This is a genomic window from Actinophytocola xinjiangensis, assembly GCF_001921215.1.
GTDB classification, from domain to species: domain Bacteria; phylum Actinomycetota; class Actinomycetes; order Mycobacteriales; family Pseudonocardiaceae; genus Actinophytocola; species Actinophytocola xinjiangensis.
Window position 1 is genome coordinate 369,385 of record NZ_MSIF01000004.1, and the last position, 25,839, is coordinate 395,223.

The 25,839-nt window shown below is 72.6% G+C and carries 23 protein-coding genes and 1 pseudogene; 16 read left to right on the plus strand and 8 right to left on the minus strand.

Annotated elements, in window-relative coordinates; all coding sequences use genetic code 11:
• Positions 1-128: 128 nt before the first annotated feature.
• Genes BLA60_RS12145 through BLA60_RS12155 form a run of 3 tightly spaced genes read right to left on the minus strand, consistent with a single transcriptional unit; the run spans position 129 to position 2,323 of the window.
• A complete protein-coding gene (locus BLA60_RS12145; protein ID WP_075132910.1) occupies positions 129-812 on the minus strand; it encodes an NPCBM/NEW2 domain-containing protein in 684 nt (227 codons plus the stop codon).
• 56 nt (positions 813-868) lie between these two features.
• A complete protein-coding gene (locus BLA60_RS12150) occupies positions 869-1,888 on the minus strand; it encodes an SPFH domain-containing protein (protein WP_075132911.1) in 1,020 nt (339 codons plus the stop codon).
• A 3-nt stretch (positions 1,889-1,891) separates the two neighbouring features.
• Positions 1,892-2,323: an NfeD family protein gene (locus BLA60_RS12155; protein WP_075132912.1), complete on the minus strand. Its 432-nt coding sequence runs from the start codon at positions 2,321-2,323 to the stop codon at positions 1,892-1,894.
• A 142-nt stretch (positions 2,324-2,465) separates the two neighbouring features.
• Here BLA60_RS12155 and BLA60_RS12160 point away from each other — a divergent pair, with 142 nt between their 5' ends.
• Complete coding sequence (locus tag BLA60_RS12160) at positions 2,466-3,347, plus strand: PhzF family phenazine biosynthesis protein (RefSeq protein WP_075132913.1); 882 nt, start codon at positions 2,466-2,468, stop codon at positions 3,345-3,347.
• Here the strand turns inward: BLA60_RS12160 and BLA60_RS12165 are convergent.
• Complete coding sequence (locus BLA60_RS12165) at positions 3,333-4,976, minus strand: glutamate--tRNA ligase (protein ID WP_075133014.1); 1,644 nt, start codon at positions 4,974-4,976, stop codon at positions 3,333-3,335. The two genes, BLA60_RS12160 and BLA60_RS12165, sit on opposite strands and share 15 nt — an antisense overlap.
• A 141-nt stretch (positions 4,977-5,117) precedes the next feature.
• Between BLA60_RS12165 and BLA60_RS12170 the strand changes: the two genes are divergently transcribed.
• The 7 genes and pseudogenes from BLA60_RS12170 to BLA60_RS12200 all read left to right on the plus strand — a co-directional run bounded on the left by BLA60_RS12170 (position 5,118) and on the right by BLA60_RS12200 (position 12,399).
• Entirely contained in the window at positions 5,118-5,528 is a 411-nt protein-coding gene (locus BLA60_RS12170) for a YciI family protein (RefSeq protein WP_075132914.1), read from the plus strand.
• 47 nt (positions 5,529-5,575) lie between these two features.
• Positions 5,576-6,019, plus strand: a pseudogene (locus BLA60_RS12175) (RNA polymerase sigma factor); the annotation flags it as partial.
• Positions 6,016-6,879 carry a carboxymuconolactone decarboxylase family protein gene (locus BLA60_RS12180; RefSeq protein ID WP_075132915.1) on the plus strand — a complete coding sequence of 288 codons (864 nt, stop codon included), beginning with the start codon at positions 6,016-6,018 and terminating at the stop codon, positions 6,877-6,879. The pseudogene BLA60_RS12175 and the gene BLA60_RS12180, both read left to right, overlap by 4 nt.
• Positions 6,880-6,982: 103 nt before the next feature.
• Positions 6,983-7,210 carry a heavy-metal-associated domain-containing protein gene (locus tag BLA60_RS12185; protein WP_075132916.1) on the plus strand — a complete coding sequence of 76 codons (228 nt, stop codon included), beginning with the start codon at positions 6,983-6,985 and terminating at the stop codon, positions 7,208-7,210.
• Between the two features lie 26 nt (positions 7,211-7,236).
• A complete protein-coding gene (locus tag BLA60_RS12190; protein WP_075132917.1) occupies positions 7,237-8,160 on the plus strand; it encodes a hypothetical protein in 924 nt (307 codons plus the stop codon).
• Entirely contained in the window at positions 8,147-10,372 is a 2,226-nt protein-coding gene (locus tag BLA60_RS12195) for a heavy metal translocating P-type ATPase (protein WP_075133015.1), read from the plus strand. The genes BLA60_RS12190 and BLA60_RS12195 overlap by 14 nt, the downstream gene beginning before the upstream one ends.
• Before the next feature lie 263 nt (positions 10,373-10,635).
• Complete coding sequence (locus BLA60_RS12200) at positions 10,636-12,399, plus strand: hypothetical protein (RefSeq protein ID WP_075132918.1); 1,764 nt, start codon at positions 10,636-10,638, stop codon at positions 12,397-12,399.
• Here BLA60_RS12200 and BLA60_RS12205 read toward each other — a convergent pair.
• Positions 12,396-12,944, minus strand: coding sequence for a hypothetical protein (locus tag BLA60_RS12205; RefSeq protein WP_075132919.1), 549 nt, complete (start codon positions 12,942-12,944; stop codon positions 12,396-12,398). The two genes, BLA60_RS12200 and BLA60_RS12205, sit on opposite strands and share 4 nt — an antisense overlap.
• Positions 12,875-13,927, minus strand: a complete 1,053-nt coding sequence (locus BLA60_RS12210; RefSeq protein ID WP_075132920.1) for a hypothetical protein — start codon at positions 13,925-13,927, stop codon at positions 12,875-12,877. The genes BLA60_RS12205 and BLA60_RS12210 overlap by 70 nt, the downstream gene beginning before the upstream one ends.
• 188 nt (positions 13,928-14,115) lie before the next feature.
• On the opposite strand from BLA60_RS12210, the gene BLA60_RS12215 reads away from it, so the two are divergent.
• From BLA60_RS12215 to BLA60_RS12245, 7 genes are all read left to right on the plus strand, one after another.
• A complete protein-coding gene (locus BLA60_RS12215) occupies positions 14,116-15,801 on the plus strand; it encodes a serine/threonine-protein kinase (RefSeq protein WP_162292947.1) in 1,686 nt (561 codons plus the stop codon).
• An 82-nt stretch (positions 15,802-15,883) separates the two neighbouring features.
• Positions 15,884-18,280 (plus strand): fibronectin type III domain-containing protein, encoded by a 2,397-nt coding sequence (locus BLA60_RS12220; protein ID WP_154814292.1) that lies wholly within the window; start codon positions 15,884-15,886, stop codon positions 18,278-18,280.
• 28 nt (positions 18,281-18,308) lie between these two features.
• Positions 18,309-19,271, plus strand: a complete 963-nt coding sequence (locus tag BLA60_RS12225) for an AAA family ATPase (RefSeq protein ID WP_075132923.1) — start codon at positions 18,309-18,311, stop codon at positions 19,269-19,271.
• 1 nt (position 19,272) lies between these two features.
• A complete protein-coding gene (locus tag BLA60_RS12230; protein ID WP_075132924.1) occupies positions 19,273-20,403 on the plus strand; it encodes a DUF58 domain-containing protein in 1,131 nt (376 codons plus the stop codon).
• A complete protein-coding gene (locus BLA60_RS12235) occupies positions 20,400-22,433 on the plus strand; it encodes a transglutaminase TgpA family protein (protein ID WP_245811946.1) in 2,034 nt (677 codons plus the stop codon). Before BLA60_RS12230 ends, BLA60_RS12235 begins: the two co-directional genes overlap by 4 nt.
• The gene (locus BLA60_RS12240) at positions 22,430-23,644 is read left to right on the plus strand and encodes a protein kinase domain-containing protein (protein ID WP_075132926.1); all 1,215 of its coding nucleotides are present in this window, start codon (positions 22,430-22,432) and stop codon (positions 23,642-23,644) included. Before BLA60_RS12235 ends, BLA60_RS12240 begins: the two co-directional genes overlap by 4 nt.
• Before the next feature lie 10 nt (positions 23,645-23,654).
• Complete coding sequence (locus tag BLA60_RS12245; protein ID WP_075132927.1) at positions 23,655-24,443, plus strand: FHA domain-containing protein; 789 nt, start codon at positions 23,655-23,657, stop codon at positions 24,441-24,443.
• A gap of 10 nt (positions 24,444-24,453) precedes the next feature.
• Here BLA60_RS12245 and BLA60_RS12250 read toward each other — a convergent pair whose 3' ends face one another.
• Positions 24,454-24,804 (minus strand): VOC family protein, encoded by a 351-nt coding sequence (locus BLA60_RS12250; RefSeq protein ID WP_075132928.1) that lies wholly within the window; start codon positions 24,802-24,804, stop codon positions 24,454-24,456.
• Here BLA60_RS12250 and BLA60_RS12255 point away from each other — a divergent pair.
• Positions 24,803-25,198 (plus strand): TetR/AcrR family transcriptional regulator, encoded by a 396-nt coding sequence (locus BLA60_RS12255; protein ID WP_211288696.1) that lies wholly within the window; start codon positions 24,803-24,805, stop codon positions 25,196-25,198. The genes BLA60_RS12250 and BLA60_RS12255 overlap by 2 nt on opposite strands.
• Before the next feature lie 54 nt (positions 25,199-25,252).
• Here BLA60_RS12255 and BLA60_RS12260 read toward each other — a convergent pair whose 3' ends face one another.
• Positions 25,253-25,801 carry a TetR/AcrR family transcriptional regulator gene (locus BLA60_RS12260; RefSeq protein WP_075132929.1) on the minus strand — a complete coding sequence of 183 codons (549 nt, stop codon included), beginning with the start codon at positions 25,799-25,801 and terminating at the stop codon, positions 25,253-25,255.
• Between the last annotated feature and the right edge of the window lie 38 nt (positions 25,802-25,839).

Here is a 25,839-nt window from a genome sequence, read left to right on the forward strand (position 1 = left end):
GGGCGGCGCGCACCTTCGCGACGTGCCTGAGAGGGCGTGCCGCGTGGGGCTTGGCGGTGCGGGGCGGAGCGTGCCGTGAAGGAGCGGCGGGCCGGGAGGCCGGTGGCCGACACGTCCACAGTCGACAGTCAGGTCAGTGACGTGTTGAGCCAGGCGACGGTCGCCGCGTAGTCGCCCGTGCAGTTGCGTTCGGTCTGGGCGGCGATGGTGATGCGGAAGGCGTTGGAGATGTCCACGTCGACCTGTTCGAGCGTGCCGGGGCCGATCGTGACGGTGGCCGGCTGGTTCGGTGTGTTGTCGACGAGGAACTGGATCTCCACGCGTGCGTCGCTGCCGGAGTCGTCGGTGAGGCCGACCTCGGCCCGGAAACGCTGGTACTTCCGGTCGATCTGGTAGGTCTGGCTGACGGTGTTGCCGCTGCAGTCGTCCAGGGGCGCGGTGAGGGCGTCCTCGTACTCCTTGGTGTTGACCTTCCGGTCCTCCACCCGCCACTCCCCGTCCGGCTCCAGGGGCGCCAGGTCGAGCAGCGTCGTCGGGCCGGGTTGGGCGGGCGGGGCGGAGTTGTTCGGGACGTCGGCCTGGCCGGCGGTGACCGTGGCGGTCTCGGTGTGGACGGCCGTGGCCGTGACCGTGACGGTGGCGGCCGACGCGGTTGACTCGCCTCGTTCGCGACCCAGGAGGAACGCGCCGGTGCCGGTCGCGACCGCCGTGACCAGCGCCGTGATCACGGCGGCGATGATCGCGCCGTTGCGGTTGATCCGGGCGGCCTCGACGGCCGGGTCCGGCGACGGCGGCAGTGGGCTGGTGTGCATCCGACCCCCAGTGTCACCGCGGTGTCAGTGCGCTCACTCTACGGCGACCCGCCCGGTCACTGGGGTCGATCGCGCACATCCGCCGCGTCGGCGACGGCCTCGGCCGCGGCCTCCGCGGCCTGGGCGGCGTCGTCGGCCGCCTGGGCGCTGGTGAGTTCGTCGGCCGCCGCCGGGGGGCGGGTGGCCGGGGACTGGGGCAGCGACTCGGCGAACGCGCGGGACACGCTGCCCAACGCGGCGGTCACCTCGCTGGGAATCACGAAGAACGTGTTGCCCTGGCCCTGCGCCAACTGCGGCAACGTCTGCAGGTACTGGTAGGCGAGCAGCTTCGGATCGGGATCGTTGCGGTGCACCGCCTGGAACACCTCGTCGATCGCCTTGGCCTCGCCCTCGGCCTTGAGGATGCGGGCGGTGCGGTTGCCCTCCGCGCGCAGCACGGCCGACTGCTTGTCGCCCTCGGCGGTGAGGATCTGGGACTGGCGTTGGCCCTCGGCCGCCAGGATCGCGGCGCGCTTGTCGCGTTCGGCGCGCATCTGCTTCTCCATGGCGTCCTTGATGGTTTTCGGCGGATCGATCGCCTTGATCTCGACGCGGTTGACCCGGATTCCCCACTTCCCCGTCGCCTCGTCCAGGACGCCGCGCAGCTGGCTGTTGATCGTGTCGCGGGAGGTCAGCGCGCGTTCCAGGTCCATCGAGCCGACCACGTTGCGCAGCGTCGTGACGGTCAGCTGCTCAACCGCCCGCAGGTAGCTGGCGATCTCGTAGGCCGCCGCGCGCGGGTCGGTGACCTGGAAGTACAGCACCGTGTCGATCTCCACGACCAGGTTGTCCTCGGTGATGACCGGTTGCGGCCGGAAGGACACCACCTGCTCGCGCAGGTCGATCGCCGGGTAGACCCGGTCGATGTAGGGGATGACGAAGTTCAGGCCGGGTTGCAGCGTGCGGTGGTAACGACCCAGGCGTTCCACGTTGCGTGCCCGCGCCTGCGGCACGATGCGCACCGCGCGGATCACGGTGAACACCACGAGCAACGCGACCAGCAGGCTCGCGATGATCAGCGGCGAGAGGATGTCCATCGTTCACTCCCGGGGGTAGACATAGGCCGTTGTCCCGCTGATGCGCATGACGTCGACCGGTTCGCCGACCGGGATCACGGTCGACTCGTCGAAGGCGCGCGCCGTCCATTCCTCGCCGTCGATGCGCACCAGGCCGTCACGGTCGCTCACCTCGCGCACGACGTAGGCGACCTTGCCGACCAGCGCGTCGACGCCGAAACGTTCGAGCTGCGGCTGGCTCATGTGGCGCAACGCGACCGGCCGGACCAACCCGACACCGACGGTCGCCGCCGCGGCGAACACCACCAGCTGCACCGGCAGTGGCAGGCCGATGGCCGCGAGTACCGCCGGAACGAGCGCGGCACCGGCGAGCACACCGAGGGCCGCGGTGAGGGTGAAGATCTCCACGACACCGAGCACCACGGCGAGTACCAGCCAGACGAGCCACAGTTCCATGGACACCCCAAGCCTGGACGCGCTGAACTCCTGTTGCCGACCAGGCTTCCCGGCGCACCAGTTTCACCCTATCATTTCCCGGCAAAAATCTATTGTGGATATTCATCCCGCCGGAGCGGGAACAATCGACCAGGATACTCCCATGGATGTCGATTTCACCCTGGTTGACGTGTTCACCGACCGCCCCTTCGGCGGAAACCAACTCGCCGTGTTCCCCGACGCCCGCCAGGTCGACCCGGTCACCATGCAGCGGCTGGCCCGCGAGTTCAACTTCTCCGAGACCACCTTCGTGCTGCCGCCGGCCGACCCGGCCAACACCTGCCGGGTCCGGATCTTCACCCCGGCCAGGGAACTGCCCTTCGCCGGCCACCCCACGATCGGCACGGCCGCCGTGCTGGCCGCCGCTGGCACCGAACGTGACCTCGTCCTCGAGGAGGGGGTCGGGCCGGTGCACATCAGCTTCGACGGGCCGATGATCCGGCTGCACCTGCGCTCACCGGTCTACCAGGCGCCGCCGGAGCGACCCTCGCCGGCGGTGGTCGCCCGGGCGCTGTCGCTGCCGGCCGACGCCGTCGCCGACACCTGGTGGGCCGGCGTCGGCCTCGGGTTCACCTTCGTGCGGCTCACCGGCCGCGAGTGGGTGGACCGGGCCGTGTTCGACCGCGCCGCCTGGGCACGCGGCCTGGCCGACGCCTGGTCACCGTTCCTCTACGTCCTCGCCGGTGAGGATGGCGCCCTCTACGCCCGCAGCTTCGCGCCCGACGCCGGTGTCGAGGAGGACCCGGCCACCGGGTCGGCGGTCGCGGCGCTGGTCGCCAGCCTCGCCCAGCGCGGCGGGCGCGACGGCGTGCACCGGGTGCGGGTCGACCAGGGTGTGGCCATGGGCCGGCCGAGCCTGCTGCACGGCAGCGCCACCCGCGACCAGGGCCGGCTCACCGAGGTCGTCGTCGGCGGGACGGCCGTGATCGTCGGGCGGGGAACGATGACCCTGCCGCTGACCCTGCCTGGCTCAGACGGCGCGTAGCCGGCGGCGGACCTCGTCGGTGCCCAGCGTGGTGGCCACCGCGTGCAGGTCGGGGCTGCGGGTCGACCCGGTGAGCGCCACCCGGACCATGGTCGCCGCCTCGCGGATCGAACCGGGGTAGGTGCCCGGGTTCTTCTTGTGTTCCTTGGGGCTCGGGGCGAAGTTGTACTTGGTCGCGAGCTGGCGGATCTGGTCGAACCACTCGCCGCCGTCGGCCAGCGGCTGGTAGCCATCGGCGAAGTCGGTGAGGAACGACCGGACCAGCTGCGGGTCCAGGCCGCCGAACCGCTCGTCGGCCGGGTCGGTCACCGGCTCGAACAGCTCGGTGAAGAAGAACCCGTACGCCGGGCGGAAGTCCGACCACTTGCGCAGGTCCTTGCGCGGGTTGTCCACGCCGACCCGCTCCACGGCCAGCGCCGCCAGCGCGAGGTCGGGGTTGGCGTCCAGGACGGTCACGATCTCCGGGTCGTGCGCGGCGGCCCACGGGCGCAGCGCCGCCACGATCTGCTCGCCGGTGAGGGTGGCGATGTGGTCGGCGGAGATGTCCTCCAGCTTGACCAGGTCGACCAGCGGGCCGGCGACCCCGCACTCGGCGAGCCGGATCGGCTCGTCGAGCGCCTGGGCCAGCGGCAGCTCGGCCAGCCGGCCGTTGGCCAGGCCGCGCAGGTAGTAGAGGACGGCGTCGGCGGGGTAGCCGGCGCCGATGTAGAAGTCGACCGACGCCTCGGGGTCCTTGCGCTTGGACAGCTTGCGCTTGCCGCCGGAGATCTGCTTCATCAGCGGCGCGATGTGCGCGTAGCGGGGGACCTCGAAGCCCAACGCCGCGAACAGCTGCAGGTGCAGCGGCACCGAGGAGATCCACTCCTCGCCCCGGATGACCAGCGTGGTGCGCATCAGGTGATCGTCGACGGCGTGCGCGAAGTGGTAGGTGGGCAGCCGGACGGGCTGGTCGGAGGACTTGAGGATCACCACGTCGTTGCGGTTGGCCTCGTGCTCCAGCTCGCCGCGGATCTCGTCGGTGAACCGGACCCGCGCCCCGGTGGCGTCGTCCGGCGCGCGGAACCGCACGACGTGGGGCAGGCCCTCGGCCAGCGCGGCGCGCACCCGCTGCTCGTCGGCGTCACGCCAGATCGCCCAGCGGCCGTAGTAGCCGGGCGGGACCTTGGACGCCTGCTGGCGGGCGGTGATGTCGGCCAGCTCGTCGCGGGTGGCGAAGCACAGGTAGGCGCGGCCCTGGCGCAGCAGGTCACGCACGTAGCTCAGGTAGATCCGCTCGCGGGCCGACTGGTGGTAGGGGCCGTAGTCGCCGCCGGGGCCCTCGCCCTCGGTGGGCTGGATGCGGAAGTAGTCGAAGGCGCGCGCGAACTGCTCCAGCGCCCCGCCGACCTCGCGGGACTGGTCGGTGTCCTCGACCCGCACGACGTAGCTGCCGCCGGAGCGGGCGGCGACGTCCTTGTCGATCATGGCGACGTAGACGCCGCCGATGTGCACGAAACCGGTCGGCGACGGCCCGAAGCGGGTGACCTCGGCGCCCTCTGGCAGCTCGCGTGCGGGGTAGCGTCGCTCCCAGTGCTCCGGCTCCGGCAGGTCGGCGGGAAACAGCGAGTCGATAACCGCGTGGTCGAGCACCGGGTCGTCCAATCCGAAAAAGGGGTCGTGTCAGTCCGGTCACCAGTATCGACGGGGTGCCGCACGGATTCCGGCGGGGGTGTCGAGTTCGTCCCGGCCCGGCGTCCCTGGGCCGAGAAACCGCGAACACCGGGAGGACACATGCGGTACCTGCTGTTGGTCTACAACTGCGACCGGCCCGAGCCGACCGACGAGCGCTACGAGGAGACGATGGCCAGGGTGAACGCCTTCGCCGACGAGTGCCGGGCGCGGGGCGCGCTGGTCGCCGACGCCCCGCTGCACCTGGAGGGGGCCGCCACGACCGTCCGGGTCGGGGCCGGTGGGACGCTGGTCACCGACGGTCCGTTCGTGGAGACCCACGAGCACCTCGGCGGCTACTACCTGCTGGACTGCCGCGACCTGGACGAGGCGCTGGAGCTGGCGGGGCGGTGGCCGATGACCGAGCGGGGCGCCATCGAGGTCCGCCCGGTCGCGTCGATGTCGGGCCTGGACGCCAGGCCGCGCGAGGTCACCGGCGCCGCTACCGACACCGCCGTCGCCGCCGGGGGATGAGTGCGCGGGCGGCCGTGGAGCGGGTCTGTCGCGAGGACCGGGCGCGGCTGCTGGCCGACCAGGACCGCACCCGGTGGGACGGCGCGGAGATCGCCGAGGGGATGGCGCTGCTGGACCGGGCGTTGCGCCATGGCGGCAGTGGGCCGTACCGGTTGCAGGCCGCGATCGCCGCGCTGCACCTGGGCGCCCGGCCCGACTGGCCGAGGATCGCCGCGCTCTACGCGGAGCTGCTGGTGGTGGCGCCCGGCCCGGTGGTGGCGTTGAACCACGCGGTGGCCGTGGCGATGACCAGCGGCCCGAGGCGGGGGCTGGCGCTGATCGACCAGATCGAGGGCCTGGACCGCTACCACCTGCTGCACGCCGCCCGCGCGGACCTGCTGCGCCGTCTCGGCCGCGCCGAGGAGGCGGCCGCGGCCTATCGTCGGGCCCACGAGCTGGCTGGTGAGCCGGCCGACCGGTTGTTCCTCGAACACCGTCTGGAGACGACGTGAGACTGTCGGTTCTCGACAACGGGCACCGCGCCCGGGCGAGGCTGTTCCTCGGTGCCACTTCCCTGATGTCGCGTGTGGACTCGCCGGACATCGTGCGGATGTTGTTGTACCGCCCCGACTTCCTGACCAGGCCGCTGCTGGACCTGACCGCCCCGGCGATGCGTGGCGAGTCGTACTGGACCGCCGGTGAGCGCGAGTTCCTGGCGATGAGTACCGCGCTGCGCCACCGCTGCCCGTTCTGTGTCGACAGCCACGCCGAGCTGACCAGGATCGCCGGCACCGGCGAGATCGACCCGGACGACCCGGCCTCCGCGCGGCCGCAGGTGCGTGCCGTGCGGGAGTTCCTGGACGGCCCGCCCGATCCCGGGCCGGCGCGCGCCGCCGGGGTGCCCGACGACGCGCTGCTGGCGGCGCTGCGGGTGCGGCTGGTGTGGGACGTGGTGAACCGGCTGGCGAACGCGTTCGGGTTCGTGCTGCGGCCGGGTCAGCTGCACAGCGGGACCCGCGCGTTGCACCGGTTCGGCTACCGGTTCCCGGCGTTCCTGCTGGCCGGTGGCGCCACCGCCTCGGACCGGGACCCGGTCGAGGCGATGCGCTGGTCGGTGTTCGACGGGCCGGGGCGCACCGGGCCGGCGCTGCGCCGCGCGGCCGTCACCGGGGAGGGTCTGGACGAGCCGCTGCGCGGGTACGCGGCGACCGTGCGGGACGCCTCGTACCGGATCGGTGACGGGGACGTCGAGCGGCTGCGGGCGGCGGGTCTGACCGAGGACGAGATCTTCGAGGTGACGGTCGCCGCCACGGTCGGGGCCGCGCTCGCGGCCCATGACGAGGCTCGCGCGGTGGTCGAGGGGCGCTCGTAGCGACCGGCTCCGCCGGACACCTGCCGAACCAGGACTTGAACCCTATACCCCCATAGGGTATGAATGTCTCTGACGAACACCACCGGCGAACAGGAGCGACCAGATGACCAACACCGGGACGACCCAGACCGTGACGACCTACACCGTGACCGGCATGACCTGCGACCACTGCGTCCGGTCGGTGACCGAGGAGGTCACCGCCATCGACGGAGTGACCGACGTGACCGTCGACCTGCCCAGCGGCCAGGTCACCGTCACCAGCCAGACCACGCTCGGCGCCGACGACGTGCGCGCCGCGGTCGAGGAAGCCGGATACCAGCTGAGCGCCTGACCGCTCGGCCCAACGACAGGATTGTCATGAACACTGCAACAAGGCTCTCCGCCTACGGTGTGGCGCTCGCCCTGGTCGCCGGTGGCGCCTGGGCGACCGGCGGCGCTGTCGGTCCCCTCGGTGAGACCACCCGCGACGCCGAGGGCGGCGCCGGGCACGGGGACGGTCACAGCGGCACCGTCACGGAAGCCGCCGGGCCGGTCGACCCGGCCGGGCTCGCGTCGTCCAGGGGCGGCTACACCCTCACGCCCACCAGCACGACCGTCACCCCCGGTACCCCCACCACGTTCTCCTTCCGGATCACCGGCCCCGACCAGCACCCGGTCACCCGCTTCGACGTCGAACACGACAAGCGCATGCACCTGATCGTCGTGCGCCGCGACACCGCCGGCTTCCAGCACGTCCACCCCACGATGGCGCCCGACGGCACCTGGACCGTCGCGCTGACCTTCCCCCAGGCCGGCAGCTACCGCGCCTTCGCCGACTTCACCCCCACCGGCGGCGCCGGCACCACGCTCGGTGTCGACCTGGCCGCCCCCGGCGACTTCCAGCCGGCGACCTACCCGGCCTCGCGCGTCGCCGACGTCGACGGCTACCAGGTCCGCCTCGACGGCGACCTGATCGCCGGGCGCTCCTCGGAGGTCACGCTGAGCGTGCGGCGCGACGGCCGGCCGGTCACCGACCTGCAGCCCTACCTCGGCGCCTACGGGCACCTGGTGGCACTGCGCGGCGGGGACCTCGCCTACCTGCACGTCCACCCCGAGGGCGAGCCCGGCGACGGGGTGACCGAGCCAGGACCGGCGGTCACGTTCTTCGCCGAGGTGCCCTCGGCCGGGACCTACCGGCTGTTCCTGGACTTCCGCCACGGCGACGTCGTGCGGACCGCGGAGTTCACCGTGAACACCGGCACCGGTGACGCGGAGGAAGGTGGCGGACATGGCCACAACTGACGTCGAGCTGGCCATCGACGGCATGACCTGCGCGTCGTGCGCCGCCCGGATCGAACGCAAGCTCAACAAGCTCGACGGGGTCACCGCCACCGTCAACTACGCCACCGAGAAGGCCAGGGTCACCCTGCCCGAGGGCGTCGACCCGGCGGTGCTCGTCGAACAGGTCGAGGCGGCCGGCTACCGCGCCGCCCTGCCCGCCCCGCCCGACGCCGAGGTCGCCGACGAGCCGGCGCAGGACCCGATCCGCCCGCTGCGCCAGCGGCTGGTCGGCTCGGTGGTGCTGTCCGTGCCGGTCATCGCGATGGCGATGATCCCGGCGTTGCAGTTCACCTACTGGCAGTGGATCTCGCTGACGCTGGCCGCGCCGGTGCTGGTCTGGGCGGCGTGGCCGTTCCACCGCGCCGCCTGGCAGAACCTGCGCCACGGCGCGGCGACGATGGACACGCTGATCTCGATGGGCACCCTGGCGGCGTTCGCGTGGTCGGTGTACGCGCTGCTGTGGGGCACCGCCGGCGAGCCCGGCATGACCCACCCGTTCGAGCTGACCATCGAACGGATGAGTGGCGAGGCCAACATCTACCTGGAGGTCGCCGCCGGGGTGACCACGTTCATCCTGGCCGGGCGCTACTTCGAGGCCCGCTCCAAGCGCCGCGCCGGCGCCGCGCTGCGGGCCCTGCTCGAACTCGGCGCCAAGGACGTCGCGGTGCTGCGTGAGGGCCGCGAGGAACGGATCCCCGTCGAGGCGCTGACCGTCGGCGACCGGTTCGTCGTGCGGCCCGGCGAGAAGATCGCCACCGACGGCGTCATCGAGGACGGCAACTCGGCGGTCGACGCGAGCATGCTGACCGGCGAGTCCGTCCCGGTCGAGGTCGGCCCCGGCGACGCCGTCGTCGGCGCGACCGTCAACGCCGGCGGCCGGCTGGTCGTCCGCGCGACCAGGATCGGCGCCGACACCCAACTCGCCCAGATGGCGAAACTGGTGGAGGACGCCCAGACGGGCAAGGCGAAGGTCCAACGCCTGGCCGACCGCATCTCGGCGGTGTTCGTGCCGATCGTGATCGCCCTGGCCGTCGGGACCCTCACCTTCTGGCTCGGTGCCGGCGGCAGCGCGGCGGCCGCGTTCACCGCGGCGGTGGCCGTGCTGATCATCGCCTGCCCGTGCGCGCTGGGCCTGGCCACGCCCACGGCGTTGCTGGTCGGCACCGGGCGGGGAGCGCAGCTGGGCATCCTGATCAAGGGCCCGGAGGTGCTGGAGTCCACCCGCCGGGTCGACACCGTGGTGCTGGACAAGACCGGCACGGTCACCGCCGGCCAGATGTCGCTGGTGGACGTCGCGGTCGCCGAGGGCGTGTCCCGCGAGGAGGCGCTGTCGCTGGCCGGCGCGCTGGAGAACGCCTCCGAGCACCCGATCGCCAGGGCCGTCGTCACCGCCGCCCGCGCCGAGGTCGGCGACCTGCCGGCCGTCGAGAACTTCACGAACGTGGAAGGGCTTGGCGTACAAGGGATCGTCGACGGGCACGCCGTCCTCGTCGGTCGCACCGCACTGCTGGACGAGTGGAGCCACCACCTGCCCGCCGACCTGGCCACGGCCAAGGCCGACGCCGAGGGGCAGGGCCGAACGGCCGTGGCCGTCGGCTGGGACGGTGCCGCGCGGGCCGTGCTCGTGGTGGCCGACACCGTCAGGCCGACCTCGGCCCGGGCGGTGGCGCTGCTGCGCGAGCAGGGCCTGACCCCGGTCCTGCTCACCGGCGACAACGAGGCCGCCGCCCGCTCGGTCGCCGCCGAGGTCGGCATCGACGAGGTCATCGCCGAGGTGCTGCCCAAGGACAAGGTCGACGTCGTCCGACGGTTGCAGTCGGAAGGCCGGGTCGTGGCCATGGTGGGCGACGGCGTCAACGACGCGGCGGCGCTGGCGGCCGCCGACCTCGGGCTCGCGATGGGAACCGGCACCGATGTGGCCATCGAGGCCAGTGACCTGACGTTGGTCCGAGGCGACCTGACGGCCGCCGTCGACGCGATCCGGTTGTCGCGGCGGACGTTGCGGACGATCAAGGGAAACCTGTTCTGGGCGTTCGCGTACAACGTGGCGGCGCTGCCGCTGGCGGCGGCCGGGTTGCTGAACCCGATGATCGCCGGGGCGGCCATGGCGTTCAGCTCGGTGTTCGTGGTGAGCAACAGCCTGCGGCTGCGCGGGTTCCGGAGTGTCGCCTGACGGATATGCGGTGGGGCTGGCAGGCTTTTCGCCTGCCGGCCCCATTGTTTTTCGTGGGCCTATACGGTGAGCAGCGAACGCCGAAGGCAAAGGAGCGCGGGGTGAACGGACCACGTCGAGCAACTCCGTTTCTGGACCGGTTCGACCAGCGTCAAACGATCCGCGATCGCCTCGCTCTCTGTTCCCGGCAGCGGCAGCCCACTCTGGTCGTCATCCACGGGGCCAGCGGTTATGGCAGCTACTCGCTCGCGGCCGAGACGTCGGTGGAACGGCTGGAATCGGTCGGTGGTCCCTACATCGAGATCCGTGCGTCCCAGCCTGACGGGTCGCCGATTCCCCTGGGGGAGTTGCTCGGCCAGGCGCTCACCGGGCTGGGGCTGACCGACCTGGACGCCACCGACGACGCGCGGGCCACGTCCTACCAGCGCCTCAGCGCCGGTAGGGCTTTCGTTCTGTTGATCAAGGACGCGGTGAGTGTCGAGCAGATTCGGCCGTTGATTCCCGTCGGTGCTCCGGATGCCCTGGTCATGGTCACCAGCAGAAATGCCCTTCGGCGGCTCTACGCCGACGATTTCGTCGGCGTCAAGCTCGACCGGTTGCCGCCGGAGGAGGCCCGGCAGTTGCTCGTCAGCAGCCTCGGGGCCACGGCGGCCGAGATCGACGACGCCCTGATCGGCGAGCTCGACGCGCTGTGTGACGGGCATCCGTTGCTGATCAGGCTCGTCGCGGCGCATCTGTTGGGGCGGGCGCGGGTGGCGGCGTCGCTGGTCACCCGGGTTCGGCAGTCGCGGGCGGCGTTGTTGGACCTGGACGTGACGCGACCGGTGACCGCGGCGCTCACGTTGACCTACCGGGGGCTGCGTGATCCGCTGCGGGAGGTGTTCTGGCTGGCGTCGCTGGTGCCGGGGCCGGATTTCGGGCCGGTGCCGGTCGCCATCGCCGGTGGCACCGAGGTGTTGGCGGCCGAGGAGATGCTCGACGATCTCGTCGACGCGAACCTGGTGACGGTCGCGGGGCGCTACGCCATTCCGTCCGTGTTCCGGGAGTTCGCGCGGCTGCGGGCCCGGGAGTCCGGGCGCGCCGACGCCGCTGTCACCAAGATCGTGCGCTGGTACCTGCGGGAGGCGGTCCGCCACGACGCCGCGTTGAGTGCGCGCTGGCGGGTCGGGTCGGTGTTCGCGGTGACCGGACCGACGGTGTCGCGGGACGAGGCGCTGGACTGGTTCGGGCAGGAGTGGCGCACCGTCGTCGCCTGTGTCGGCGCCGCGCGGGACGTCGGTGAGCACGACGTCGCGTGGCAGCTGTGTGTCGCCGTGTTCAAGTACCTGCACCTGCACGGGCACACCGACGCCTGGCTGGAGAGCCACCGGCTCGGGCTCGAATCCGCCCGCCTCCGGGATCCGGCGGCGGTCATGCAGCTGACCAACCAGCGCGGGGCCGCGTGGATGGCGCTCGGTGACCTGGACAGGGCCGGCCAGGACTTCACCGAGTCGCTGGCGCTGGCCGAACAGCTCGACCACGCGCAGGGGCGGCAGTCCAACCTGGAATGGTTGGGCAAGGTCGCCGCGAAGAAGAAGGACTTCGTCGAGGCCCACGCCCGCTACGACGCGTCCGAGGCGGCCATCGACCTGCCGGGGATCCCCGACGGTCAGAAGGGTCGGATGCGGGCCCTGGTCAACCTGAACCGTGCCCGCGCCCTGTTCGCCGAGGGCAGGCGGACGCCGGCCGTCGCCGCGGTGACCCTCGCGCTGGAGTACTTCCGGGCCACCGACGAGCGGGAGAACACCGCCAAGTGCCTGCGGGTGCGTGGCGAGGCGAGCGGATCTGCGCCCGACTGCCACGAGGCGGCCGAGCTGTTCCGCGCCGACGGGCTTCGGCGGGCCGAGGCCGACGCCCTTGACCTGGCCGCGACGCTGGACAGCGATCCCGAACGGGCGCGGGCCGCGCGGGAGCGGGCCGCCGATCTCTACGCGGAACTCGGCGACCCCAGGGAGGACCGGCTCCGCGACGAACTCGGTGAGGGTTAGCGCTCGACCGTCGTGCGGTGGTCGCCGACCGACAACTCGACCCGGCCCGTCAGGTCGACCATGGCCGACGCGTACACCGACGCGTCCACCGGGCCGGGGTCGGTGACCCGCACCGTGACCGTCGCGCCGTCCCGCGAGGTCGCCTCGCAGCGGTCGCGCGTGCCATGGCGCACCACCAGGCGGCAGGCGGGACGGGCGGCGAACACCTCCGCCGCCGGCGGGCCGTCGTGCGGGAGCACGATCACGGCGGCCAGGCCGTACAGGTCGTGGCGGGGGTGGCCGGCGGCCACCACGAGATACCGGTCCAGGCCCTCGGCCGGCGGCACGTCGGCTGGCCAGCGGCGCAGCGCGTGCACACCGTCGGGGGCGAGGTCGACGCGAGCCCACCACGCCTCGACCTCGCCGCGCAGCGGAGCCAGGTCGGTCGGGGGATAGGGGGCCAGGACCGGGCCGGCGGGCGGCTCGGGCAGGTTCATCAGGTCGTAGAACACCGAGCGCAGCAGGGCGGCCGAGCGGCCGGGGACCGAGGTCGCCAGGTCGCGCACCGGGCGGTGGTCGCGGGGCGCGCGGATCGCCGCCCGGAGTTGGGTTCCAGCGGACCCGTCAGGTCCAGGCGCGGTGCGGTCGCACCGAGGGCCTCGATCGCCGACCCGGTGACGACGTCGTCCTCCGGGAACGCCGCCAGCAGGGTCGGTAGGCCCAGCGAGGCGGCGTAGCCGGACACGGCACCGTGGTCGCCGATCACGACGTCGGCGGCCAGCAGCGCCTGTTGCCAGCCGGCCGCCGGGGGCACCAGACGCAGGCCGGCGCGCAGACAGTCGGCCAGCCACAACCGGACCTGGGCCGGTCCGTGCGCGTACCAGATGTTCGGGTGCAGCACCGCGCACACGGTGTGCCGGTCGGTGTCCAGTTCGGCCAGCAACCGGGCGATCAGGTCCGGTGAACGGCCGAAAAGGGAATTCGCGCCCCAGGTCGACGACACCAGAACAATCGATGTCCGAGAAGGGGCGCCGAGCATTTCCCGATAGCGGTTTCTGTTCGGCCGGCTGGCGATCAGCCGGTCGTAGCAGGGATCGCCGGCGACGACCGCCGCGCCGACCGCGTCCGGAACCGTCGCCGCGAGTCGTTCCAACTCGGTGTCGTGGGACAGGACTATCGCGCGCGGAACGACCGTTCCGTCCTGAACCAGGGATTGCGGGGACAATCCGTACACGGTCCGGTTCCCGTTCGCCGAGCGGCGGTTCGAGTATTTGCTGTAGCCGATTCCGTGGGAGAGAACGGCGAGTGGCGCGACGATGTCGTGCAGGTTGCCACTGTGGTGCACCGACACCGCCAGGTCGAACTCGGTCATGATCGCCTGCTGCCACGGCAGCACCACCGCGCCACTGCCGGCCAGCGCCTCCTCGACCCCTGCGGTCACCGCCGATGTGCCGGGAACACCGCACACCAGTTGAATCCGACGGTCGGAGTCGAACACCGTCAGTAAATCGTTGAGCCGGTTCAGCGCGGTGACCGTGTGTACGACCACCAGGACCGTTCGTTCGGCGTGAACGGTGTTCCACCGGCGACTGTGCGGTCCGACGGGGACTTTCGCCCAGTAACTCGTTGACACCTCGTTACTCCCGCGCGCCGACTACTTTGATCACCGTACCCCCGGGCCGGCCCGGAATGAGGGGAACGTGCCCAGCGACAGAACGTGGTCGGTACATTGCAGTGGTGGCGGAGGGCGAGGGGAGACTGGTCGCGCAGCGGTATCGGCTGCGCCGGTCGCTCGGTCGGGGCGGAATGGGCGTCGTGTGGCTGGCGCACGACGAGTTCCTCGACCGTGAGGTGGCGGTCAAGGAGATCCGGCCGGGCGGTCGTGAACTCCGCGAGGACGACCCGGAGGTGCGGCGTGCCCTGCGGGAGGCCAGGGCCGCGGCGAAGCTGAGCAAGCATCCCGGCATCATCACCATCCACGACGTGGTGACCGACGAACGGCGGCTGCCGTGGATCGTGATGGAGCTGCTGCACGGCCGCTCGCTGAGCGAGGCGCTGGCCACCGACGGCCCGATGTCGGTCGACCGCGCCGCCCGGCTGGGCGCCACCGTGCTCGCCGCCCTCGACTACGCCCACAACAACGGCGTGCTGCACCGCGACGTCAAACCGGCCAACGTGATGCTGGTCGACGACGGCGACCAGGCGGTGCTCACCGACTTCGGCATCGCGGTGATCGACGGCGACTCGGTGCTCACCGCCACCGGACAGCTGCCCGGCGTCCCCGAGTACATCTCCCCGGAGCGCATCCGGGGGGACGAGGCGCTACCGGCCGCCGATCTGTGGTCGGTCGGGATCATGCTCTACGGCATGGTCGTTGGCCGCACCCCGTTCCACCGGGGCGACGTGCAGGCCACGTTGGGCGCGGTGCTGTCCTGGGAACCCGACCCCGACCCGAAGGTCGGCCGGCTCGCCCCGGTGATCGAGGGCCTGCTGCGCAAGCGCCCCGCCGAGCGGATGACCGCCCGCACCGCCATCGACCGGCTGACCGAGATCGCCGCACTGCCCGCGCCGGTGCCGCCGGGCATGCGGGTCCGGCTGGAGACGATGACCAGGGCCGACAATCCGGCCGGCGAGGTCACCGTCGCCGACGGCACGGTGCCCAACACCCGCACCGAGCTCCCGCCGTTCCTGCCCCACCAGCCGGTGGTGTCCGTCCCGGTCCGGCCGGACTCGCCGACGCTCGACCCGGTCACGCCGCGCCCGCTCGCCCCGCCGCGTCCCGGGCCGCCCCGGCGGTCCCGGGGGCCGTGGGTGGCGTTGGGCGCGGTCGCCGCGGCGGCGGCGATCGTGGTGACCGTCGTGGTGGCCACCCGCTCCGACGGCGACCAGCTCGGCGGCGGCAGTCCGACGACCTCCTCCGCCCCGGCCACGAGCATCGCCCCGCCGAGGGTCCAGCTGGAGGAGAAGGAGGAGAACCTCGGCTTCACCATCGACGTCCCCCGGGAGTGGCAGCGCACCGCCTCGATCGACGGGCCGCTGGCCAACGTCACCTGGACCAGTGAGCCCGGTGGCGACGCGTCCGTCGGGCGGCTGTCGGTGCGCGTGCAGCGCGACACCGACAAGCAGGGGGTGTCGGCCGACGACTTCCTGGCCGAGGAGGCCGGGATCCAGGAGTCGAAACAGGACGTCACCGAGTACGACCAGATCGAGCTGACCGGCAACACCTCGACGGCCGACCTGGAGCAGACCTACCGTTCCGGCGGGGTGTACTACCGCACCCGGACCAGGGCGGTCGTGGCCGGGCCGCTGTACCAGGTGACGTTCACCCTGTACGCCAACGACGCGCGGGTGCTGGCCGCCCACTGGGACGCGGTCACACCGTTGATCGACGACATCCGGAAGAGTTTCACCCTGGGGTCCTGAGACGGACGGATAGCGGAGCATGAAACGTCAGGCACCGACGACGGGGACCGGTCCCCACACACCGTCGCTAGCATCCCGCCCCGTGTCAAGGAAGCACGCCAGCCGACCCCTCGTCCTGCTGGTCGTCCTGTGCGTGGCGGCCGTGGGGGCGGTGCTCGCCGGGGCGACCCAGCCGCTGTCGGCCTCGCAGTTCGCCAACACCGGCCACTGGGTGTTCAACTCCAAGCTGAACAGGGTGTTCCACATCGACGGTGCGACCGCCAACATCGACGCCCAGCTGCGGGTGGACGGTGAGGCGGGCAGCCAGGTGTTGCAGAGCGACACCAGCGGCTACGTCGTCGGGCAGAACCGGATCACCGAGTTCGACAAGGCCTCGCTGGAGGAGCGGCGGTCGGTGCCGGCCCCGGAGCAGGAGACACCGGTCGGGATCGAGGTCGTCGGCGGCCCGTACGCGGTCTACCGCCAGGCCGGCCAGATCGTGCGCCTGGGCGACCCGGCGGCGGCCATCCCCACGGGCGGCCCGATCGGCACCCCGGCGGTCACCGACGACGGCACCGTGTGGTTCCACCGCACCGGGGAAGGCGGGATCTGCACGGTCGAACTGGACGCGGTGGAGATCTCCGACTGCCCGGTGTCCGCGCCCAAGGACCACCACGGCGCACTGACCCTGGTGGACGGCCGGCCGGCGTTCGTCGACCAGTTCACCGGCCGGCTGCACGTCATCGACGGCGACTCGCTGGGCGAGGGCGTCGACCTCGGGGTGCCGCTCAGGCCCGGGTTCCGCCCGGCCGCCCGGGACACCGACGGCCGGCTGGCGATCCTCGACGACGGCAGCCTGATCCTGGTGGACACCCGGACCACGCCGGTGACGACCAAGACCGTTCCGCTTGGCTCCGGCGACTTCCAGGGCCCGGTGTCCACAGGGGACGTGGTGGCGGTCGTGGACGTGCGCAAGGGCGCCGTGTTGACCTTCGACGCCGCGGGCAAGCGGTTGGACAGCGAGCCGATCGACGACAAGAACGGCGGCGACCCGCGCCTGTCGCAGGGCGAGGACGACCGGATCTACGTCGAGGACGGCGGCGGAACACAGGTGCTGGTGGTCGCCACCGACGGCACGGTCACCGACGTCGACACCAGCGTCGAACCGGCCGACCGGGAGGACCGGCCGGTCCGCGAGCCGGTCCCGGGCCGGGGCGAGCCGACCGAGAACGACCGCACCGACAACAACGACGAGCGTGACCGCCCCGGCGTGCCGGTCACCCCGCCGAACCGCGATCCCGGCCCGGAGCGACAGACCCCGCCGCCGGTGCCGCCGAGTCGGCCGGGTGCCCCGGGCGGGGTGGGCGCCCAGCCCGCCAACGGCGCGGCCACCGTGACCTGGAGCGCCGCCGCCGACAACCGCGCGCCGATCACCGGGTACGTGGTGTCCTGGCGGGGCGGCAACGGGCAGACCGGGACGACGACCGTCGCCGGCGGCCGGGCGCGGATCCCCGGCCTGGCCAACGGCGTGCGGTACGAGATCACGGTGGCGGCGGTCAACCGGGTCGGCACCGGCCCGGCCGCCGCGACCTCGGTCACGCCGAACGCGCCGGTCTCCGCTCCCGGGCGACCGACGGGCCTGACGGCGAACTACGACGAGAACGACCGGCCGACCAGGGACGTCACGCTGAACTGGGGCCAGCCTCCGCTCAACGGCGGCACGCTGGCGCACTACGAGGTCAACGCCTCCGGGATCGGAACGCAGAACGTGACCGGGACGTCGGTCGTGTACCCGCAGGTGCAGGCGTCCCAGAACATCACGTTCACGGTGCGCGCGGTGACCAGGACCCCGGACGGGCAGACCCTCATCGGCCAGCCGGCGACCGCCGTCCACGAGAACACGGTTCCGGTGCGCTCGGTCCAGATCAGCCAGGGCGGGCCGTCCGACACGGGCAACTGCAACCCACCGGACTGCTTCTGGGTCAACGCGACGATGTCCGGGTTCGACCCGGACACCACCTACGACATCACGCTCAGCTCCCAGGACAACGCCAACGTGGTCACCGAGCAGTTCACCACCGACGGCACCGGCGCGGGGACCTACAACCAGCTGAACTACGACGTGCCGGGCAACCAGGTGTGGGTCACGGTCGACCAGCAGGAGTCCAACCGGATCACCTGGCAGCCGGGAACGCCGAGGCTGGAGCCCCAGATCGCCCTGAGCAAGGGCGCGCTGACCGAGGACCACTGCGGTCAGGAGCCCGACTGCGCGTGGATGCACGTCGTCATGACGGGCTTCGAACCGAACACCGACTACCTCGTCATCCCGTACAGCGACGTCGACGACGGGTACTCCAACGAGGGCCACACGACCAGGACCGACGCCAACGGCGACGCGACGTTCGACCAGTTCGCCTACGCCGGACCCGGCGAGCGGCCCTGGGTCGAGACCGAGGTCTCCGGCATCGGCCCCGTCAGATCCAACCAGGTGACCTGGTGAGCGCGCAGCGGAAGGCAAAGGGGAGAACGTGAGTCAGACACCCGGTCAGGTGTACGAGCGGATCGCCGACAACGTGCAGCGGGTCATCCGGGGCAAGCCGCACGTCGTCCGGCTGGCCGTCGCCGCGCTGTTCTGCGAGGGACACCTGCTCATCGAGGACGTGCCGGGACTGGGCAAGACCACCCTGGCGCGCTGCCTGGCACGCAGCATCAGCGGCAGCTGGAACCGGATCCAGTTCACCCCCGACCTGCTGCCCGGCGACATCACCGGTGTCCAGGTCTACCACCAGAACGAGGAGAAGTTCGCCTTCCACCAGGGAAGCGTGTTCGCCAATGTGGTGCTGGCCGACGAGATCAACCGGGGCACCCCCAAGACCCAGTCGGCGCTGCTGGAGGTGATGGCCGAACGGCGGGTCACCGTCGACTCGGTGAGCCACGAGGTGCCCCGGCCGTTCCTGGTGATCGCCACCCAGAACCCGATCGAGATGGCCGGGACCTACCGGCTGCCTGAGGCCCAGCTCGACCGGTTCCTCATGCGGCTGCGCATGGGCTACCCCGACCGCGCCGCCGAGATCCTGGTCGTGATGAGCGACGCCGCCGGCATCGACCCCGACGAGCTGCCGCCGGTGGTGGACATCCCCACGCTCGCCTCGGCCGTCGCGCAGGTGCGGGCCGGGCGCATCGAGCACGCGGTCGTCGACTACGCCGCCGCCATCACCTCCGCGACCCGCCAGCACTCCGAGGTCCGCTACGGCGCCAGCCCGCGCGGCACCATCGCGCTGGTCCGCGCCGCGCAGGCGATCGCGGCGACCTACGGCCGGCCGTTCGTCACCGTCGACGACATCAAGGAGGTCGCGCACCCGGTGCTCGACCACCGGCTGATCCTCAAGCCCGAGGCCGAGTTGCGCCAGCGCACCGGCGAACACGTCGTCACCGATCTGCTGTCCGAGATCCCCGTCCCGGTCGCGGTGACGAGCCCGCAGGGAGCCTGACATGCGGCTGACCCGGCGTGGGGTGTGCACGCTCGTGTTCGCGGTCGCGCTGGTCGCGCTGGGTCTGGTCGCCGGGTACCCGGTGCTGGTCACGTTGGGCGCGGTCGCGGCCGGTGCGGTGGTGGCCGCGCTGGTGGTCGCCGGCCGCCGGCCGAGGGTGGCGGTCATCCGCGAGCTGTTCCCCGACCGGGTCGAACGGGGCGAGCGCGCGGTGCTGACGCTGCGCGTGCACAACCCCGGCACGCGCCGGCAGGCCGGGTTCATCGCGGTCGACCGGGTCGGCCAGGAGCGGGTGAGCATGTCGGTGCGGGCGCTGGCCGCCGGCGCCGAACAGTCCTACCTGAACGAGGTGCCGACCCGCCGGCGCGGCCGCCACCAGGTCGGCCCGCTGAGCCTGTTCCGCGCCGACGTGCTCGGCCTCGGCCGCTCGGAGCTGTCACTGGGGGAGCTGGCGACGCTGTCGGTGTACCCGCGTACCCACCCGGTGCGCGCGGTCGCCGGCGGCCTGCCGCTGCACCACCACGACGGCGAGGCCACCGAGTCCTCCCCGCGCGGGTCGCTCGACATCCGCGAGGTGCGCGCCTACCTGCCCGGCGACGAGGTCCGCCACCTGCACTGGAAGGCGACCGCGCGCACCGGGCAGCTGATGATCCGCGACTACGCCGACCCGCACCAGCCCCGGTTCACCGTGCTGCTCGACGACCGGGTGGGCACCGGGGAGCGGGCGTTCGAGGAGGGCGTCGAGCTGGCGGCGTCGCTGGTGGTGGCGGCGGTCAACGCCGACCACCGCTGCCAGCTGGTCACCTCCGGCGGGGTCGAGGTGGTCGCCCCGTCCGGTCCGGACGCGGCCGGGCGGTACCTGGAGGCGCTCTGCGTCGTTGGACAGACCGAGGCGGCCGGCTCGCCGCTGGTGCCGGGAGCGCTGGCGCGGGCCGGCGGCGGGACGCTCGTGGTGATCTCCTCGGCCGTCTCGCCCGACGACGGCGCCGCGCTCGTCGGGCTGCGGCCGAGGTACGGGGACGTGATCGTGGTGGCGGTCGGCGGCGCCACGCCACCGGTTCCGGGAGTGCGGGTGTTGGGTGCGGTGAACGCGGTGGACGCCATCGGCCAGTGGCAGACGGTGATCGCGTGAGCAGGGGTCACGCGATCTGGGTGCTGGCGGCCACGGCCGTGCCCGGGATGCTGTTCGCCCCGGTGTTCGGGGCGGCCGCGCTGGTGGCGCCGGTCGCCGCGGTGCTGGTGGCCTGCTACGCGGTGGCCGAGCTGTGTCTGCGGTTCGCCGCGTTGCGGCCGTGGCGGCCGGTGTTCGCGCTGCTGGTCGGGCTGCTGGCGCTGGTGGAGGTGTCGCTGTTCGACACGACCGTCGGCGGTCTGCCGACGGTGGAGAGCGGACGGGCGCTGCTGGCCGGGGTGAGCGACTCGTGGGAGTTGACCCTGCAGTCGACCTGGCCGGTGCGCCCGGAGCCGGAGCTGCTGCTGTTCGTGCCGCTGCTGGTGCTGTTCACCGCGATGATCGGCCTGGAGCTGCTGCGCTGGCCGGCCGCCGCCGTGCTGCCCAGCCTGGCGCTGCTGCTGGTCAGCCAGGCGTTCGTGGCGGTGTCCGGGCTGGTGGCGACGCTGGTGGGGCTGGCCTACGCGGTGCTGGTGGCCGGGCTGTTCTTCTCCAGGGTGCGTTCGGCGGTGGCGCTGACCGTGGTGTTGGGCGTCGCGGCCGGGGCGCTGACCGTGGTGGTGGCGACCCCGGCGGCGTACTCGGTGCGCCAGAACCAGACCGCGCACGTGCCGCTGGCGCGTGAGGTCAGCCCGCTGAGCGAGATCGCCGCGCGGCTCGGCGACCCGGACACCGAGGTGTTCCGCTACACCAGCGACGCGCCGGTCGACCGCTGGCGGCTGGTGGTGCTCGACGACTTCGACGGCGTGCGGTGGACCGCCGCCGACCAGTACCGCCGGCTGGGTTCGGCGGTGGAGCCACCGGCGGCGGTGACCGTGCCGACCCGGGCGAACTCCGCGCGGGTCACCGTCGACGGCGACGACCCGTGGCTGCCCAGCCAGGGCATGCCGGCGTCGGTGACCGGGGCCGCGCCGCTGATCGACCAGGACACCGGCACGCTGCTGCTCACCGAGCGCGACGGGCGGCTGTCCTACGACCTGCGCTGGTGGGAGCCCTCCGGCGACCTGCCCGACCTGCTCGACGCGGCCGTGTCCGGCGATGTGGACACCGGCGGGCTGGGCACCGTGCCGGCGGGGATCACCACGCTGGCACGCGAGGCCACCCGGCAGGTGCGGCCGACCTTCCGCACGGCGATGCTGCTGGAGCAGTACCTGCGCGACAACTACCAGGTGACCACCGGCGGGACCCTGCCGACCGGCTCCGGCTGGCCGCAGCTGGAGACGTTCCTGCTCAAGGACAAGGCGGGCACCAGCGAGCAGTTCGCCGCCGCCTACGTGGTGCTGGCCAGGATCGTGGGCATTCCCGCCCGGCTGGCCGTCGGCTACGCCGCCCCGGAGGCCTCCGGGGACGGCGAGACGGTGGTGCGCAACGGGGACGTGCTGGCCTGGCCGGAGGTCGCGGTCGACGGGGTCGGCTGGGTGCCGTTGGACCCGCTCGGTGCCCGCGGCGGCGTCGGCCGGGCGCCGTCGAAGCTGGCGGAGGTCACCGCGCAGGCCAGGGCGGCGCTGCCGCCGCCCGACGAGGACGTGCCCGACCCGCCGGTGCCGGCCGACGACGTGACCGAGGAGCCAGGCGACCCCGTCCCGTGGGGGACGCTGGTGGTGGCGGTGCTGGCCGGTCTGGTGGCGCTGCTCGTGCTGGCGGTGCTGGCGATCCCGGTCGTCAAGTTCGGCCGCAGGCTGGCGCGGCGGCGCCTGGGCGGGGTGCGGGGGGTCGTCGGTGCGTGGTGGGAGGCCAGGGACCTGCTGGCGGCGCACGGTGCGCGGATCACCCCCGGGATGACCGCCCGCGATCTCGCCTCGGTGTCCGAAGGGTCCATTGTGGACAGCCTGCACCGGTTGGCCTTCCAACTGGACCTGGCGCTGTGGTCGGGTGCCGGCGCCAGCGACGGCACGGTGGCCGCGGCGTGGTCGGCGGTGCGCGAGATCCGGGGCGCGCTGGCCTCCCGGTCGTTGCGTGCCCGGCTGCGGGCGGTGTTCGCGTTCCGATGAACCAGCTGATCGGCCGGGGCCCGGTCGCCGAGGTGTACGTGGTCGACGGCCGCGCGCTGAAGGTGTTTCCCGGCAAGTTCGACCGGCGCACCCTGGCCGCCATCGAGCGGGACCGGGCCAGGCTCGCCGGGGTCGGTGCGCCGCTGCTGGCGTTCGACGGCGTCGAGGTGGTCGGCGGCAACCGGCACGCGCTGCGGATGGAGCTGTGCGCGGGGTCGCTGGCCGACCGCGTGCGCCGTGACGGCCCGCTGCCCTCCGAGGAGGTGGCCGCGCTGTGCGCGACGCTGTCCGGGGCGCTGGGCGCCGCGCACGCGCTCGGCGTGCTGCACGGCGGGGTCAGCCCGGCGAACGTGCTGTACCGGATGACCGGCGAGGCGGTGCTGGCCGACTTCGGCGTGGCGCAGCGCGAGGAGTTCCGCCGGGACCCGCTGGCGGGCATCGAGTGGGTGTCGCCGGAGACGCTGCGGACCGGGGTGGTGGAGGCGCCGACCGACGTGTACGGCCTGGGCGCGGTGCTGCACTTCGCCCTGACCGGGCAGTCGCCGCACCCGAGCCGGATCGGGGAGCTGACCGGCGAGCGGATCCTGCGGGTGCTCAGCGATCCGGTGCCGGCGGTCAGCCGCCCGGACGTCCCGATCGGACTGTCGACAGCGATCGGCCGGATGCTCGCACCGGACCCGCTGCGGCGGTCCGCCCCGGCGGGCGGCGAGCCGTTGGCCGAGCGGCCACCGGTCGGTCCGGTGCGGCCGGTGCGGCCGGTGCGGCCGGTGCGTGCGGTCCGGGCGGCGCGGCGGTACTGGTACGTGGCCGGCGCGGCGGTGCTGGTGCTGGCCGCCGTGCTCACGTTCCTGCTGTGGCCATCGCCGACGCTGCCGGCACCGCCCGAGCAGGCGCGGCCGCTGCCCAGGGAGGAGCCGACGCCGACGGTGGAGCTGGAGGAGCCGACCGACCTGGACGACGAGGTCGTGCTCACCTGGACCACCAACGACCCCCGGCTCTACTTCGCCGTCCTGTACTGGCCGGAGGGTCGACGCGAGGACGCCGAACCGAAGTGGGTGGAGAACCGACGCACGTACACCGTGCCGGTGGACCCGGATCCCGGGCACAAGTACTGCTTCCAGGTGCGCGGAACCGGCACGACGGACGGCCAGGGCGCCATGATCTACGAGAGCCAGGTGGAGGCCGTGCGCGGCGCGGTCTGCCACGAGTGAGGAGGTCGGGATGGAGCAGGACCTGAACCACCCGGGCGGCCTGCTGCTGCCCAAGGGGCACGCGAGCCTGGCGCGGGGCGTGAACCGAACGGTGCCGGGGTCGGTGCACGCCCTGGCCCTCGGCGGCGGGTACACCGTCGGCCCGCGCGAGGGCCGAACCGTCTACTTCGGACGCAACCGCCCGCTGGTGCACGTGTGCATCGGCGAGGACGACCAGCAGGTCAGCCGCCGGCACGGGCTGCTGACCCACCACCGGGGCCAGTGGTGGCTGCGCAACTCCGGTCGCCGCCCGATCCGCCTGCCGCGTTCACAGTGGCTGTTCGCCGAGGAGGGCGCGATCCCGCTGGCCCCCGGCTACACGCCGCTGCACGTGCCGGGCACCCGCGACCGCGAACACCTGCTGGAGATCTACGTGACCGGGCCCGACGGCGACCAGCCCAGATCGCGCCACGGCGACGACACCGACGCGCCCCAGCCCTACTCGCTGACCGCCGACGAGCAGCTGATGCTGGTCGTGCTCGGCCAGTACTACCTGCTGCGCGAACCCAACCCGAAACCGTTGACCTGGAAGGAAGCCGCGCGTCAGCTCGAGGAGCTGCGACCGGAGGACGGCTGGACGGCCAAGAAGCTGGAGCGCCGGGTCAGCGTCGTGCGGGAGCGCCTGTCGCGGCGCGGGGTGGCGAACCTGACCCGCGAGGAGGTCGGCGAGCCGGTCGGCAACGCCCTCAACGACAACCTGCTGCGCGAACTGGTCCGCTCGACGGCGCTGACCCCGAAGGACCTGGACCTGCTCGACTGAGCGTGCCGGCTCAGCCGGAGTGGTCGCCGGTCTGGTCGAACAGGTGCACGGTGTTGCCGCTCGGGTCGAGGAAGGTGGCGCCCTTGCCGTCGGGCATGTCGATCTCGCCCTGCCAGTCGAGGTCGGGGTGCGCCCGGCGGAACTCGTCGACGTCGTCGACGGCGTAGAACCCGCCGGCGCCCCAGCGCGGTCCGGTGTCCGGCGGCACGTCGAGCATCAGCTCGACCTCCGTTCCTGGGAGGCGGAACGCGACCGTCGACTCGCCCTCCCGCCAGGACTCCTCGAACCCGAGGTCGTCGCGGTAGAGGGCGATGGCGGCCTTCAGGTCGGTCACCGGCTGGTACAGGAACGTGAGTTTCATGTGGACGACCGTAGCGCCCTTCCACCACTTCGGCTCGAAACTGGGGCTGTACCAGACGGTGCGCGACGATCTGGAGAAGCGCGTGGTGGAACGGATGGCCGGTGCGGCCGCCGCGGCCGGCGACCGAGGGTACCCGGCGGTGCGCGCCGCGCTGCTGGTCGCCTTCGACGCCGCCGTGCGGTTCACCGTCTGCCGGCTGCTCGGCGAACCGTCCCCGGTCGACCGCGACGATCCGGTCGCCGCCGCGCTGCGTCCGTTGCTCACCAAGCACAAGGCCCCCGCCGCCGACCTGCTCGCCGCCGCCTGGCGCGCCGCGTTGCTCGCGGTCGCCGCCGGGACCACGACCGCCTCCGTGCGGGCCAGCCTGGTCCACGTCCTGGACGCGGGCCGGTAGCGGTCTCCCGGGCGGCCGCAGCCGTGGGCGCCATTGGTCCACAGTGGACCGTGATCAGGCGACCAGCGGGCCGAGCAGGTCGATCAGGGTGTCGACGTCGTCGTCGACCATCGGTTCGCCGCTGATCCCCATCCGGTGCAGCAGCGTGCCGATCACCACGTCGACGATGAACAGCACGCGTTTCTCCGGCAGCCCCAGGATGTCCTGGAGGGCGATGCGGTAGGGGTCCTGGAACTGGGTGACCAGGACCTCGCGCAGCGCGGCGTCGCTGACCGCGTCGGTGAACACGCCGGCGAACGCGGCGCCGATCCCCGGTTGGCCGATCTTGGCCGCGCCCCACCGGATCGCCGTGGCCATCGCCTCCCGTGGGTCACCCGTCGAGGCCGGCAGCGGGCCCACCGCGTCGCTCAGGCAGGCGGCGATCAGTTCGCCCTTGGACGGCCAGCGGCGGTAGATGGTCGTCTTCGCGACCCCGGCCGCCGAGGCGATGCGGTCGACGGTGGCCCGGGTGTAGCCGAGTTCGTGGACGGTGCGCAGGGTCGCGGCGAAGATCTCGGCGTCGACGCTGGAGCGCGGCCGGCCGGGCGACCTGGGGGAGTCCATCCGACCAGCCTAGCAATTATGCTACTTTCGGTATCGAT

Excerpts from the sequence above, each read along its gene's own strand:
- BLA60_RS12195 (WP_075133015.1), top strand. The coding sequence starts at position 8,147 with ATGGCCACAACTGACGTCGAGCTGGCCATCGACGGCATGACCTGCGCG.
- BLA60_RS12145 (WP_075132910.1), bottom strand. The coding sequence starts at position 812 with ATGCACACCAGCCCACTGCCGCCGTCGCCGGACCCGGCCGTCGAGGCC.
- BLA60_RS12150 (WP_075132911.1), bottom strand. The coding sequence starts at position 1,888 with ATGGACATCCTCTCGCCGCTGATCATCGCGAGCCTGCTGGTCGCGTTG.
- BLA60_RS12250 (WP_075132928.1), bottom strand. The coding sequence starts at position 24,804 with ATGAAACTCACGTTCCTGTACCAGCCGGTGACCGACCTGAAGGCCGCC.
- BLA60_RS12260 (WP_075132929.1), bottom strand. The coding sequence starts at position 25,801 with ATGGACTCCCCCAGGTCGCCCGGCCGGCCGCGCTCCAGCGTCGACGCC.
- BLA60_RS12190 (WP_075132917.1), top strand. The coding sequence starts at position 7,237 with ATGAACACTGCAACAAGGCTCTCCGCCTACGGTGTGGCGCTCGCCCTG.
- BLA60_RS12245 (WP_075132927.1), top strand. The coding sequence starts at position 23,655 with ATGGAGCAGGACCTGAACCACCCGGGCGGCCTGCTGCTGCCCAAGGGG.
- BLA60_RS12170 (WP_075132914.1), top strand. The coding sequence starts at position 5,118 with ATGCGGTACCTGCTGTTGGTCTACAACTGCGACCGGCCCGAGCCGACC.
- BLA60_RS12185 (WP_075132916.1), top strand. The coding sequence starts at position 6,983 with ATGACCAACACCGGGACGACCCAGACCGTGACGACCTACACCGTGACC.
- BLA60_RS12240 (WP_075132926.1), top strand. The coding sequence starts at position 22,430 with ATGAACCAGCTGATCGGCCGGGGCCCGGTCGCCGAGGTGTACGTGGTC.
- BLA60_RS12230 (WP_075132924.1), top strand. The coding sequence starts at position 19,273 with ATGCGGCTGACCCGGCGTGGGGTGTGCACGCTCGTGTTCGCGGTCGCG.
- BLA60_RS12160 (WP_075132913.1), top strand. The coding sequence starts at position 2,466 with ATGGATGTCGATTTCACCCTGGTTGACGTGTTCACCGACCGCCCCTTC.
- BLA60_RS12155 (WP_075132912.1), bottom strand. The coding sequence starts at position 2,323 with ATGGAACTGTGGCTCGTCTGGCTGGTACTCGCCGTGGTGCTCGGTGTC.
- BLA60_RS12255 (WP_211288696.1), top strand. The coding sequence starts at position 24,803 with ATGTGGACGACCGTAGCGCCCTTCCACCACTTCGGCTCGAAACTGGGG.